This is a genomic window from Bacteroides sp. L008, from assembly GCF_040812255.1.
In the GTDB taxonomy this organism is placed as follows: domain Bacteria; phylum Bacteroidota; class Bacteroidia; order Bacteroidales; family Bacteroidaceae; genus Bacteroides; species Bacteroides vicugnae.
The window spans coordinates 119,722-134,694 of sequence record NZ_JBFNXO010000002.1; the positions used below are offsets into that span (position 1 = coordinate 119,722).

8 protein-coding genes are annotated in these 14,973 nt (G+C 40.5%); all 8 read left to right on the forward strand.

What is annotated here, in order from left to right; translation table 11 throughout:
- The first annotated feature begins 77 nt into the window (after positions 1–77).
- From AB3G73_RS19920 to AB3G73_RS19955, 8 genes are read left to right on the forward strand one after another with little or no spacing between them, the layout of a single operon-like run.
- The gene (locus tag AB3G73_RS19920; RefSeq protein WP_234132536.1) at positions 78–3,257 is read left to right on the forward strand and encodes a TonB-dependent receptor; all 3,180 of its coding nucleotides are present in this window, start codon (positions 78–80) and stop codon (positions 3,255–3,257) included.
- Between the two features lie 23 nt (positions 3,258–3,280).
- Positions 3,281–4,993, forward strand: coding sequence for a RagB/SusD family nutrient uptake outer membrane protein (locus AB3G73_RS19925; protein WP_234132535.1), 1,713 nt, complete (start codon positions 3,281–3,283; stop codon positions 4,991–4,993).
- 34 nt (positions 4,994–5,027) lie between these two features.
- Entirely contained in the window at positions 5,028–6,827 is a 1,800-nt protein-coding gene (locus AB3G73_RS19930) for a glycoside hydrolase family 105 protein (protein ID WP_234132533.1), read from the forward strand.
- 10 nt (positions 6,828–6,837) lie between these two features.
- Positions 6,838–9,135, forward strand: coding sequence for a hypothetical protein (locus AB3G73_RS19935; protein WP_367745492.1), 2,298 nt, complete (start codon positions 6,838–6,840; stop codon positions 9,133–9,135).
- A gap of 36 nt (positions 9,136–9,171) precedes the next feature.
- Positions 9,172–11,265: a beta-galactosidase gene (locus tag AB3G73_RS19940; protein ID WP_367745493.1), complete on the forward strand. Its 2,094-nt coding sequence runs from the start codon at positions 9,172–9,174 to the stop codon at positions 11,263–11,265.
- A gap of 13 nt (positions 11,266–11,278) precedes the next feature.
- Positions 11,279–11,668, forward strand: coding sequence for an L-rhamnose mutarotase (locus tag AB3G73_RS19945; protein WP_234132528.1), 390 nt, complete (start codon positions 11,279–11,281; stop codon positions 11,666–11,668).
- A gap of 14 nt (positions 11,669–11,682) precedes the next feature.
- A complete protein-coding gene (locus AB3G73_RS19950; protein ID WP_234132526.1) occupies positions 11,683–13,815 on the forward strand; it encodes a right-handed parallel beta-helix repeat-containing protein in 2,133 nt (710 codons plus the stop codon).
- 50 nt (positions 13,816–13,865) lie between these two features.
- The gene (locus tag AB3G73_RS19955; RefSeq protein ID WP_234132523.1) at positions 13,866–14,972 is read left to right on the forward strand and encodes a PKD domain-containing protein; all 1,107 of its coding nucleotides are present in this window, start codon (positions 13,866–13,868) and stop codon (positions 14,970–14,972) included.
- Position 14,973: the final 1 nt, after the last annotated feature.

Below are 14,973 nucleotides of genomic sequence, written 5' to 3' on the forward strand. Positions count from 1 at the left end.
TACATATCTGATTTCTGTTTTTCTTCTACTTTTGGCAAAGAGAATCTATTAATTAGTTATTAATAAATAATTGTATTATGAAAAACCTACTGCAAAAAAACAAATGGATGATTTATTTTCTGACTGGGGTTGTCATAGCCTTGTTTGTTGGATGTCCAAATGTATCAGCTCAATCATTTCAGGTTTCTGGATTTGTAAAAGATCAACGGGGGGAACCGTTGATAGGGGTGAGTGTACTTGAAAAAGGTACTGCTAATGGTGTGGTGACAGACCTTGACGGTAAATTTGTAATTCGTGTAAGTTCAAGTTCGTCTGTACTGGCTATAACTTATATGGGATATAAAAAGAAGGAGTTACCGGTACAGCGGGATAAACTGCTTGAAGTTGTATTGCAGGAAGATGTGAGCGAACTTGACGAAGTTATGGTTATAGCGTATGGTACAAAAAAGAAAAGAGATGTCATCGGATCTGTTACAAAAGTAAAGAGTGAGGATTTGGTATTATCTACCGGGGGGCGTTTTGAAAATGCACTGCAAGGTAAGGCAGCCGGTGTTCAAATAGTCAATGATGGTATTGCCGGAAATTCCCCCCAGATAAAGATACGGGGTATTCGTTCTATTTCATCGGGTACTGATCCTCTGTGGGTAGTTGATGGGATGGTTGGGGGAGATGCTTCCAATCTGAACTTTTATGATATTGAATCTATCGAGATTCTGAAAGATGCTGCAGCTACTGCTATATATGGTTCGCGTGGTTCGAATGGTGTAATTATAGTAACAACCAAACGGGGGAAAAAAGGGACGCCACAGTTTAACATCAGTTACGAATATGGTGTGACCTCTTTGACTAAGGATGATTTGGGGATTGCTTCTACTGAAGAATATTTCGAAGTTATGGATTTGGCGCGTAAAAATACAGGAAAAGAACCTTTTGATCCGCAACGCGATGTAATAAAACCTTTTTGGAACAATTGTGAATCGGAAATCACCCGTGAGGAAGCATTAAAGCAACATCATGATTATGTCGGGATGACTACTCGTACAGGCTTTTACCATGACTTGAATGTTTCCGTCACTCAAGGAGGGGAATCTATTAGTAACTATGCCTCTTTTAATTACAGAAAGGATGAAACTAACTTGAAGGGGCGTGGACTGGAGTCTTATGCCGCCCGACTGAATACGGATTATAAAAAAGGACTTATTTCGTTAGGAGTTCAGGCGTTCGGACGCTTTCGTATTATGGATAATGCGACTAACTGGAATTATCCTCCTTTAGTTCCTTGGTATAAAGTATATGATGAGACATCACCTTCCGGTTATTGGAATCCGCGTATGGGGAATGGTACTACTGGTATGAATCCTGTGGCGGTGATTGATGAACGTTATCGCACCAATGAATCTCGTAATCTGAACTTGAGACTTAATGCATATGTAGAATTAGCTATTCCCAGAGTGGAAGGTTTGGCAATTCGTGCTGATGCAAGTTTGGCTTATGGCAATTCTCAAAATAATAGCTGGACTTCTAATATTATCACTCGCGACAACAAATTAGACGGGGACTCGGGCTCACGTTATAAAAATACTAGTTACTCCCAACAATATCATTTGTTTGGTAAATATAAAGCAGCTTTCGGTAATCATGGTGTAGATGCAGTGCTAGGTATTGAATCCAGCCGTGGATATACAGATTATCTGACATTATCGGGTAAACAACTCACCGGGGTTTTTCAAGAACTTTCGGGGGTGGGCACATACAATGCTGATTCAAGAGGTTATATTGGTGGAGAAAATTATGGAATGAGTTTTTTCAGTCGTTTGGATTATAAGTTCATGGAACGATATCTTTTGGGGGCATCTTTCATTCGCGAAGGTTCTTCCAAATTTATAAAAGAGAACCGTTGGGCGAATTTCTTCTCGGCATCTGCCGGATGGATTATTTCCGATGAAGCGTTTATGGAGTCTTTGGATTGGATTTCTATGTTGAAACTGCGTGGAAGTTATGGTGAAACAGGAAACCAAAATATTCCATCTGAAGCCACTATTACTTCTTATGCTACCAAAGCCAAGGCTTTTTACAACGGTGATCCTAATATGTATATGTGGAGTGTCCCTAATAAAGGAGCTAAATGGGAGAAAACAAGAAGCATAGATGTAGGTCTTGATTATGCATTTTTTAATAATCGGATTAATGGTTCTATTGCATACTATCGTCAAAATGTAGACGATATGTTATTGAAAGTGCAATTGCCCGCTTCTGCCGGTATTCCTAATAAAGACTTCAATATAAACTTCAATAATAGTATGTGGGCCAATATCGGCAGTATGTATAATGAAGGCTTTGAGTTTGATATTAATTATAATGCAATTACTACTAAAGACTTTAGTTGGACGACTGGTTTTAATTTGACTTACAATCGTAATAAAGTAACAGCTTTAAGTCCGGATGTTGATACAAAAGGAACTGGAATCATAAATACACGTCCGGGAGTTATTACCAAAAAAGGTTTGCCGATAGGTACCTATTTTCTGGCAGAGTGGGCCGGAGTAGATCCGGAGAAAGGTATAGGATTGATTTACGAGATTGATCAGAATGTTTATGCGGAAACCGGGCGTACAGTGAAAACCGGAAAACTGATTCCTGCTACGGGCAATAATATCAATAAAAATCGTATTATTCAGGAAGGAAAATCCGGAATGCCTAAAATATATGGCGGATGGACCAATAATTTCGCATACAAAAATTTCGATCTTTCATTTATGTTCTATTTCTCTACGGGTAATCATATTTATAACCGTTGGATGGACTTGTATTCTAAGGCAAGTGACGGACGTAATAATGTTATTGCAGGTTTGGTTGCTAACTCATGGAAACAGCCGGGAGATATTTGTGAATATCCGGAGATAAGATGGGGAAACCAATATAATATAAAAGATGACGGAACTCAAGGAACGGGTAACTATGGGTCTAATGATGTTGGAACGACCCAATTTCTGGAAAGTGCTTCTTTTCTCCGTCTGCGGAATCTGACACTGGGTTATACTTTACCGGAAAATATTTGTCGGAAGCTTTTGATTTCTAAGTTGAGGATATATGTAACTGCTACTAATTTGTTTACGATCACTGATTTTTCCGGATGGGATCCTGAAGTGAGGTTGTCTAACAATAAAAATGGGGCGAATTCTCAAGGTATATTATTTCAGGGAAATGAAATGCCTCAAATACGCAATTTCTCTATTGGTGCAAGCCTTAATTTTTAAGTATCAATTAATCAATGTATTATATGAAAAAATATATAGTAATGACACTGATGCTCGGACTTAGTCTGACTTCGTGTAACATGGATAAATTTTTTGAATTGGATCGTCCCGAGGTAACTCCGTGGCAGAATGTAAATGACTTGGAGTATATGGTGGTCAGTCCGTATACGGCGCATTTCCAGATTCCGGGGTGGCAATCTCCTTTAGCACTTATATCTTATTATGGCGAATTGGCGGCAGATATCGCATTGGCGAATCCATGGTCTATCGAACAGGAAGCTCTCTATTGGTATCCTCGCCAAATGTCCACATTTGACGTGACTGGAGAGCAACTGGAATCCTCCTTTAAAATTTTATATGGTGCGGTTGGAACTTGTAATGTACCATTGACTTTTATTGAGGAACGTGAGGATGCAGGTTTACCAGTTTTTGATTATATGACCGAGGATGATAAGAAAGTATTGGAACGTCAAAAAGGGGAACTGTATTTCATGCGTGCATATTCATATTGGATGATTTCACGGATTTTTATGCCTCCCTATAATGAGGTCAATAATTCAAAACGTTTTATTCCTCTAATTACGAAACTTGATCCTACTCAAGAAGCATTGCGTAATCCGTATATGGGTACGGTTGCTGAAGTTTATGATTTTATGATCAGCGATTTAAAGAAAGCCAAGAACTTTTTGCCGGATACAAATAAAAGAGGAAGAGCAAATAAGTATGCTGCGTCGGCTTTTTTAATGCGGATTTATTGGTTGATGGGAAATACGACAGAAGCTTTGAATGAATGTAATTTTATCATAAAAAATGGAGTGGAGGATAATCCTTATTTCGATTTGACGGAAGAACCTATTCGTGCATTCAATAGAAATGCCGAACCTCTCTACACAACGAATCCCTTGGCGAAGGAAGTGCTCTGGGAAGCCGCTATTACAGCAGAAGGGGCTAATCAACCTATTGCGTTGGCACGTATGAGTAAAGCCGGAGGATATAATTTCAACTCGGCTGCGGGTAGTTATTCACCGGATGATTTGAACTGGACTGGTGGTTTGAGAGGACAAAATTTCCAGCATGGTTCATGGGCATGTGCTTATTGGAATCCTCGTATCATAAAATATATCGGCTGGTCAACAACTGATAATCCTCTTGACTTGCAAAACTATGTACCTAGTGATGAGGCGTTGAAAGATAAACGTTTTGTTCAGTTACATGCTTTCCTGAAAGGGAATAATGGAGATTCGGGTGCTTCCAAAGAAGAATATGAGCAGACATTTCCTCACATGAAGTGGAATACTTTTTGGTCTGACAAAAATTTCCGCGCACCATACGCCCGTTATACGAATGTTCCTATCGTCCGTTTATCGGAAATCTATCTGACTCGTGCTTCTTTATTGTTGGCTTCAAACGCAGAACAAGCACGTAAAGATGTAAATGTCATACGCAAGAGAGCCGGATTGCCGGATTTGCTATCTGTGACGGAGGAAGATATAGAAAAGGAACGAATTAAAGAACTTGGTTTTGAGGCAAATGACAGGTTGACTTATCTGGTGGCAATGAAGAAATCAATTGACGGTACTAAAATGAGTTTGGATGCAATAGATTTGAGTTCTGATACAAATAATCCGATGACAGGCACGCCGATTCGAGCATTGAATCCTCCGTACTCAGAGATGTATGTGCCTCTGCCGTCTATTGAGTATTTATATTCAGGCTCATCTCCTACAATACAATGAAATAAGTGATATAGTATAAAATAGGTATAGTTTTATGAAAGGTAAATTTAAGATTCTCTTGTCAGCAGTTTTAGTAAGCGGTGCAATGTATGGGCAAGTTGTAGACGAACCGTTAAGGGTTGTTCAGCGGATTGGTGAAAAACTAATCCGCGAAACTCCCTTCAAATATCGTTTGGAAGTAGCACCGGCAGATTCAGTGTTTGATGATGTTGAGTTTGTTAATTTCGGACGTACATTCGGATTGGGGCGTCCTGCTGTTGCCTATGCATACACCCGTATTTATTCAGACAATGATAAGAGAATGAATATTCAGTTGGAACACAATGATGCATGTAAAATATGGCTAAACGGAGAGATGGTTTATGAAAAGAAAGGTAATAGGGCATTGAATTTAATATACGAGGAACGTAGTGTCGAGATGTCTTTCCAATGCGAACTTCCATTGAAAAAAGGGGAAAACACGTTATTGGTGAAATCTGAAACGGCAGGTGGACAATGGACGTTTTATATGCAGCCTCCCAGCCTCAAAGGTTCTGTGACTGTTGAGGCTGATTATGCTTCAATCGGTTTGCATCGTGTTGCTGATGTGGATGCCCGCATTGCTGATTTAACAAATTGGCTGGTAATAGGTCCTTTTGCTCCCGGAATCGATACTCTTTATGCCCCCGAAATGGAATTTCGGTTTGGAACCATGTATTCCGGTTTGAGAGATGAAGCTATAACCTGGACAATACCTAAAATAGAAATATTGGGAAATATGATAGACCCGAAAGAATGGGGAACCACCTATCAATGGAATTATCATAATGGAGGGGTGGCATGGGCTATGCAACAGTTGTCGGAAGTTACCAATGATACAAGATACAGACAATGGGCTGATAATTTTTGTGATTTTCAATTATCGGGGATGCCTTTTGTCAAACATCAGGTACGTACACTGAATTATATGAATTCGGCTAATCATTTTATCATAAAGACTCCCTTACTCGATTTTACATTGGCTCCGGCATTGCCGTTTATCTACAAACTTCGCACAGAAGGCAACTTCAAAAATCGTACGAATTATGAAACTTTTGTGAATGGTATGATGAAGTATGCTCGCGATGAGCAAATTCGTCTTCCGGGTTCTTCCATTTATACTCGTGTCACACCGGAAGAATACACCACATGGGTGGATGATATGTTTATGGGGATTCCGTTCCTTGTGCAGGCTTCGCTTTACGCCAAGGATGATGCTACCCGGAAAGTCTTTTTGGATGATGCGGCTTCGCAAGTAATAGATTTTATTCCGCAAGTGTTTGATCAGAAGTCAAACTTATATATGCATGCACATTATTCAAAACGTCCGGAAGTGAAGATGCCTCATTGGTCGCGTGCAAATGGATGGGCAACTTGGGCTATGAGTGATGTTCTTAAAGTTCTTCCGACTTCTCATCCTAAGTATAAATCTATTTTAAAACAGTATCGCAGGCATCTTGAAGAGGTAATCAAGTGGCAGGATAAGAGCGGATTCTGGTTTAATGTACTTGAATATCCCGAATCGAAGCCTGAAGTTTCCGGTACAGCTATATTTGTGATGTCAATAGCCCGCGGAATCAATTATGGCTGGTTGGACGGAAAAAAATATAGGCCAATTTTAGAGAAAGCTTGGAAGGCGTTGGCTTCTCAAGTAGAAGCGGATGGTACAGTACATAATATCTGTATGGGGACAATGTGTTCCGAAGATGTCAATTACTATATTAATCGTCCCTTCTTTGATGACGATACTCATGGATCATTTGCGGTTATGTTCGCAGGAATTGACGTTTATAAAATGCTTAATGATATAAAATAATAGGTTGAACATGAAGAATATAGGTTTGTTTTTATGGGTTATTGGCTGTTTTTCTTTTAATGTCTTTGCTGCTACGTCGGAGAATAAAGTTGAAAAATGGCAGGATGCGAATCATTGTAAGATTTATACCTCAGTCACGCAATATGATTATGCACGTTACAATATGGTGCAAGCTCGTTCGGAAGCCATTTTGGGGGAAGGACATCAGTTGGTTGGAAGTACATGGGCTGTTCGAACGGATATAAGAGAGGTGCCGGACAGGTTGGATGCATTGGAGCTGAATGTTACTTTTCAATGTACATCCGGACAGATTGAACAGGCTGCCGTATCTGTGAATATTGATTGCAACCAATGGAGTGCAGATAATTATGTTTTGATGCCTTCGGTTGCTTATAATGGCAATAAGTTTGAATCCAGAAGACTGCGATATTCTCCCAAACTTTATGAAATACAGGATATAGGGCCGGATAAACCTATTATCGTAACAGATATATTGCGCTTGGATAAAGGAAATGGTTTTTCTCGTATTCAAGACCGTAGCGGAGCTTTTGCAACTCCTGCTGTCTGTTATCAGTCTCCATCCACTAGGAAAGGTTTTATTTTGTTGACAGAGTATGGCAATGATTTGGGAGACTATAGTCTGTCGGTCGAGGAGGATAGAAATCGTGAAAATGCTACGATTGCAATAACGTCCCCCTGTATGAGAGAGCAGTATGTGTATATGAATTGCGACAGCCGTGTTCCATCCTGGGACAAGGGACACACTTTCAAAGCGGGGGATTCTGTTACTGTTAGGTTACGCATATACGGTTTTCAAGCCAATCAGATAACAGATTTATTCCAAAGATATTCTGAAGTACGAAAAGATATAATGTGTGGGGAGTTGCGCAGCACTTTGTCTTATTCTGAATGTCAGTCTATTCAAGAGAATAAATTCAACACACAGAATTTTGTTCCCGAATACGGGTATTATTCTGTAGGTATGAGAGAAAACTTCCTTCAGGATTGGCAAATCGGATGGACTGGAGGAATGATATCCACTTATCCCTTATTGTTTATGGGTGATGAGCAGACTTGTCAAAATGTAATTAGAAACTTTGATTGGTTGTTTCCCGACGGAATCAGTCCGTCCGGCTTCTTCTGGGATGCCGGGGAAAAAGGAAATGTATGGTTAGGAGGAGATATTCGTAAACCACATACCGCCAACTGGCATCTGATTCGTAAAAGTGGTGATGCGGTTTACTATATCATCAAGCAACTGATGTTGATGGAATCTAAAGGTTTTGATATAAAACCGATATGGAAAGAAGGTACACGTAAGGTATGTGACTCTTTTGTTAAGTTATGGAATGAGAACCGGCAGTTCGGTCAGTTCGTAGATGCTTTTACCGGAAAGATATGCGTGGGAGGTTCCACATCCGGGGCTATTGTGCCAGCAGCAATGGTGCTGGCGGGACAATATTTCGATAACAAAGAATATATTCGGGTAGCTTTGGAGTCGGCAGAATATTATTATCGTCAATTTACTTGTCAGGGAGTTACTTGCGGAGGCCCCGGAGATGCATTGCAGAATCCGGATTCGGAATCTTCTTATTCGTTGGTTGAATCATTTGCCTTGCTTTATGAACTGACAGGTGAAAAGAAATGGCTCAAATATGCAAGTGATGCGGCGCGCCAGTTTTCTACTTGGGTGGTTACCGGTGATTATTCTTTTCCTGAACAATCGCTTTTTGGAAAGACCGGCATCCATTCCATGGGAGCTGTTTATGCAAATACGCAGAATAAACATGGAGCACCTGCCATTTGTACTGCCTCCGGCATAGCTTTATTGCGCTTGTACCGGGCAACAGGAGACCTGTTTTATCTGAATCTTTTGCAAGATATAGCTCACAACATTACACAGTATCTTCCGTGTAAAGCCAATCCTATCGGTGAGGCGAAAGAAGGATGGGTGTGTGAACGTGTAAATATGACAGATTGGGAGGGGAAAGAACGTATTGGTGAAATTCTTGGTTTGTCAACCTGGGCTGAAACAGGACTAATGTTGACCACTGTGGAAATCCCCGGTGTATACATACAGCCGGATAAGAATATGGCAACTGTATTCGATAATATATTGTTGAAAACTTCCGTGCGGAAGAATGGAAAATTTGTTTGTGAATTAAGAAATCCCTCATCGGTTCCTGTTAAAACAAAAATTTTGGTAGAAAATGCTTCAGAACGTATGAAACCATTGGGAGAGAATGTGCTTTATAAGGTTAAGACGATTCAGTTGGCTCCTAATGAGACAAAAAAAATGTCTTTTTAATCGGATAGTGTAATATATATGTAGAAGATAAGAATAATGGGACGAAATCATATTTTGAAATGGTCATTCTTTGTGATATGTGTTTTCATTTGTCATGGAGTAGCCGGGCAGGATAATTTTTACTACGGCGCGGCATATTACCCGGAGCAAATAACAGACCGTCAAGTTGAAAAAGACGCGTTATTAATGAAACAGGCAGGTTTCAATTTAATGCGTATGGGGGACTTTGCCTGGAGTAGCATGGAGCCTTCCGAAGGGCAGTTTACGTTGGATTGGTTGCAACATGCAGTGGAGACATTGGATAAACAGGGTATCTCTTCTTTACTTTGCACACCTACGGCGGCAATTCCCAAATGGATGTATGACAGATATCCGGACGTCATGCAAGTTCAGGCAAACGGGATACGCAAAGAATATGGACGCAGGCGACATGCGTGTTTGAATAACGAGCATTATCGCAAGTTTGCAGAACGTATAGCAACACAATTGGCACTTCGTTTCGTCAATAGCAAATCAGTCATCGGGTTCCAGATAGATAACGAATTGATGGCTGAAGAACCATATTGTTATTGCAGCACTTGCCGGAAGAAGTTCGCTCATTGGCTGAAACGGAAATATCAGCATGTGGAACGGCTCAATGAAGCATGGAATTTAAGTTTTTGGAGCCAGAATATAAAAACGTTTGAGGAGGTTTATCTACCCCGAAGTGGTGATAATCCATCTTGTTTTCAAGACTATTTGGAATTTTATTCTGATTGTGCTATTGATTTTTTCTGTTTGCAGCGGGATGCCATTAAAAAAGTATCCCAGCGTTTTAAAGTGACACATAACATTTGTTCCAGTGGTTTTCTTTATCGTTTGAATTTATATAAGTTGGCGGATAAGGCAGATTTTATGTCTATTGATAATTATCCGATAGCATGGACATTGGAGAATGAGTATGGAAATACCGGTAGTTTCGTTTATACTCCGACAATGGCTTCGTTGGCTCTTTCTCAAATAAGAGGGACAAATAACCAGTTGCCGTTTATGGTGACTGAAGCGCAGATTGCACGTACCGCAGGGCGTCAGCGCCATTTGGTATCACCGGGAATGGTTCGTCTGTGGTCACATCAGGAGGTGGCACATGGTGCAAATGGAATAGTTTTTTTCCCCTATAAAGCTTTCAAAGCCGGTCATGAACATGTGATGTCAGGAGTCATAGATGTGGATGACAAACCTCGACGGCGTTATTCGGAGGTATCTGAAACCGGAAATGAAATTCGTAAGATTTTAAATCTGACCGGAGAACTCACTCCGACAGCATCTGTTGCTGTTATACGTGATTTTCATGCTGATTGGGCATTTGAAAATAAATTATTCTCTTCTGATTTTCGTTATATGAGGCAAGTACACTCATATTATAATGCATTGCGTGAAGAAGGGATGACTGTGGATATTATATCTCCGGAAGATAACTTTCTGAAATATAAACTTATTGTAGTACCCTCTTTGGTTTTAATGGACGAAAAGTTGGCATTACGACTGGAAGAGGCGGTTAAGAAAGGAGTCTCTTTAGTGATTACAGGTATGAGCGGATTGCGTGATATGCAAGTACAGAGTTATGGCACGTTGGTAAACAAACGGCTTGAACGTTTGGCTGGAATTGAAATAGGCGAACAGCATGCTTTACTTGGAGAGAAAAGTATAGGAATTAAATGGGATAATTCTCCGGAAAAATACTCGAGCGGTTATTGGTTTGATGTGTTTAGCTTAACTTCCGCATCTCCATTGGCATCTTATGACGAAAACTTTTTTAAAGGTAACGTTGCAGTTTCTTCCCGGGTTGATAAATCGGGAGCTTCTGTTTATTATGTAGGAACAATTGCAGAAAGGAAGTTGACGGCTAAAATAATACAAACAGTATTGGCACAGCAGGGAATACGCCCGTTAGCCATTTCTGAAAACAAAATGGTTGAAATAACAGAGGTAAAGGGTAAGAGCCGCTATCTGTATTTGATTAATTTCTCGGAACAGTCTGCTAACGTATATATTGAGGGGACAATGACGGATATTCTTTCTAAAGAGAAGTATAACAAAGAAATAATCATGGCGCCAATGGATATAAAAGTGGTTGAAATAAACAGATAAAAAATGTAAGTATATGGAAGCGAAAGAAAAAGGTTATAAAGTACGGGAATATAACTGTCCCGTAAAACGTTATTGTCAGACATTAGACTTGAAGGATGATCCTGCGTTGATTGCAGAATATAAAAAACGCCATAGTGAATCCGAGCATTGGGCGGTCATCCGCGAAGGAATACGTAAAGTGGGTATTCTCGAAATGGAGATTTATATTATAGATACACGTTTGTTTATGATTGTAGAAACTCCATTGGATTTTGATTGGGAGCGGGCAATGAAAGAACTTGCCACATTGCCCCGGCAGGCGGAATGGGAGGAATATATGTCAATATTCCAAATTTCCAAGCCAGGCGCTACTTCTGCGGAAAAATGGAGGCTAATGGATAGGATATTTTATTTGTATGAATAGCAGGGAGATATGTTATGAAGATACAAAGAATAGGTTTGTTATTGGTTATCATGTCAATGATAACTATGGCAAGTGCCAAAGATTTTTATGTCAGTCCTCAAGGTAAAGACAGTAATAACGGCACCAGACAAGCTCCATTTGCTACTTTACAACGTGCTCAGAAAGCTGTACGTGACTTGAATATGCGGAAAGAAGCTGTTAATGTTTACTTGTATCCCGGTAATTATAGGATTGACCGTACTCTTGTTTTTAGTGAAGAAGATAGTGGAACAGACAAATATCCGATAACTTATCGCTCACTAACCGGTAAACAGGACGTAGTACTATATGGCTCCAGAACAGTCCCGACTACTAAAATCAGCAAAATTACAGATGAATCTGTACGTAAACGCATTGCTCCGGAACTGGTAGATAAGTTGTTGGAAATAGACCTTTCGGATATGAATCTGAAACATATAGCCCGGTTCCCGGATGTCTTTAATGATAATGGGAATATTATTACTCTTTTTGCAAATAATAAACGTTTGCCAATCTCCCGGTATCCTAATCAGGGTTATATGGAGATAAAGCATGTGTTAATAAATGGCGGTGGGGAAGAAGATGGAGCTAACTGGCGTGACTTTTATGACAATAAGGAACCTGTCCGGCGGGCTCCCCGTCAGGGAATCTTTCAGTATCGTGATCCGCGTCATTCACTTTGGGTGGATGCGGCCCGGAGGGGGGAAGTCTGGTTGAAAGGATATTGGAGAGTACCTTGGCAGAATGAAGCAATACGGGTTGACAAGATTGACACGACATTGCAGATGGTTGTTTTTAGCCAGCCTATTCCCGGAGGCATTGGGAATAAGTATATGCGTCCCCAAGGCAGTGGTAAAGAGAAATATTGGTTGTTGAATCTTTTGGAAGAGGTCGATGTCCCCGGAGAATGGTGTCTGGATTTTGCAGCAAAGAAAATTTATCTTTATCCGCCATCGAATAACGGGCAGTTGGTGTTAAGTATTGCCGATAACAGTAGTCCGATTATTAAGGCAAAACATGCATCTCATATCCGATTTCTTAATCTTTGTTTTGAAGAGACCCAGCGAAATGCGGTCGAAATCAATGAAGGGGAAAATATTTTAATAGCCGGTTGCCGTGTGCGCAATACCACCAAGACAGCTATTGTCATTAATGGAGGTAAGAATCATGCGGTTCAAAGTTGTGATTTGTACGAGTTGGGTGGCGGTGGAGTATGGCTTAAAGGTGGTGATGAGAATAGTACCCCTCGAGTGGCAGCCGGACATCGTGTGGTGAATAACCATATCTTCGAGTTTTCTCAGATAGAGAAGATTTACTGTGCCGCTATCAATTGTGGCTTTACCGGCGGTGGCGGAGGAGGTCATCATACGGCTGTAGGAATGTATATTGCCAATAATCTCATTCACGGCACTCCTCATGTCGGTGTCTTGTTCGGTAGCTTCGATAATGTTTTTGAGTATAATGAGATTTTTGATGTCTGTCGGGTTTCCAATGATATGGGAGGATTCTATAGTTTTGACGACAATAAACGCATGGGCAATTTGATATTCCGTTATAACTTTATCCATAGCAGTCCGAATGCTGACGGCATTTACTTTGATGAAGATCATCGCGAGATGCAAGTTTATGGGAATATCGTTGCATTGAACAGTTCTTCTGAAAGAGGAACGGCGTACTTGTATAAGAAAGGACACCAGTATCAGCAGCCTTATACCATTAACTGTTACAATAATATAGCTATAAATAGTAATGTCGGATTCGAAATTGTAACCGGTGATGGTTCTACGGTCACTAATAATTTTACAGTCAACGTCAAGAAGCCTTATAGCTATTCTCGGGTGGTGCCCGGGAAACGTTATCCGGTGCGGGCCACTAAAGAATTGGTTAGCGGGCATAATGTAAGCTATGACAAAGATCCGGGATTTGTCGATATGGAAAATTTTGATTTCCGCTTGAAGAAGAATTCGGTTGTATTCAAAGATTTACCCGGATTTAAACCGGTTCCTTTTCAAAAGATAGGACTATATAAGGATGAATACCGTAAAAAAACACCTTCACAGGAGGAGATGAAACGATGGAGAACCGGCACAAAACAGTTGAATATGGGATATTCCATATTAGACCGTTAATGTTTGTGTGAATATGATTTCCCATAATGAATATGTGATATTTGTACAGAATGAAAAGACTGTTTGGAATAAAGACTTGGCTATTTATAATCTTGTGCGTGTTCTCTGTTGAAAGACTTGTGGCACAGCAGACTATGTATAAAGTGTATCAATTCCCATCGGATAAGATACCGCGAATTGACGGAGATGCTTCGGATTGGGATATAGTGCCGGTATCTTATGAGATCACCTCTGATTCATTGGTCGACAATACAGGGCACTATCAGAAACCGAATCCTCACTCTTCCAAGGCAAAAGTGAAAGTCGGATGGGTGAAAGGAATGAGTCGTATCTACTTTCTTGTAGAACTTTGGGATGATTGCTGGATATTTGATAAGCATCCCCGTAATAGTGACATTTTCGAGTTAATCGTTGACGGGGATCGTTCCGGTGGCCCTTTTATTAATTCTTTCCATCCTTTTTTGAGCGAGAGGGATGATGCGTCAAAAATGGTTTCCTATATGGATTATCACGGTTGTCAGGCACAAAACTACCATATCTTTACACCTGCTCCGGCTGGAAAGGATTGGGCAATGGTGTGGGGACCACAGGCGTGGATCAAAGAATTGCCGTATGCCAACGCTGCTTATTCTTATGATTTCAAGCATGGACAGAGTGGGAAGTTGATACTGGAGTTTTGGGTGACGGCTTTTGATTATGCAGGCGCCGAAGGGTCTCAACGTTCGGTGAAATCCATATTGGAAGAAAACAAGTTAATAGGTCTGACTTGGGCAGTGATGGATTATGATAAAGAGGTGGAAGATGCCGGAGAAATGGATGCTTTTTGGAGTTTGTCGAAAGATAAGAGAATGTATGGTGATGCTACGGCTGCCAATCCTTTCCGACTGATGCCGCTCGAACCTGAATGGGCTTCGGTATTAAAAGCGGATTTTACTTCCCATGTGATTGATTCGAAAAATCGGGTAGTCGCTTTTACGGACGAATCGGTAGGAAAAGTACTTGAGTATTATTGGGATTTCGGAGATGGTATGACTTCAACGGAGAAAAGTCCGGTTCATCAATACCGGAAGGCAGATAAATATCACATTACTTTAATCATTAGGGGAGAAGGTGGTGAATCCCGGCGGATAAAGCCTTGGGATGTTGCATTGAAGTAGT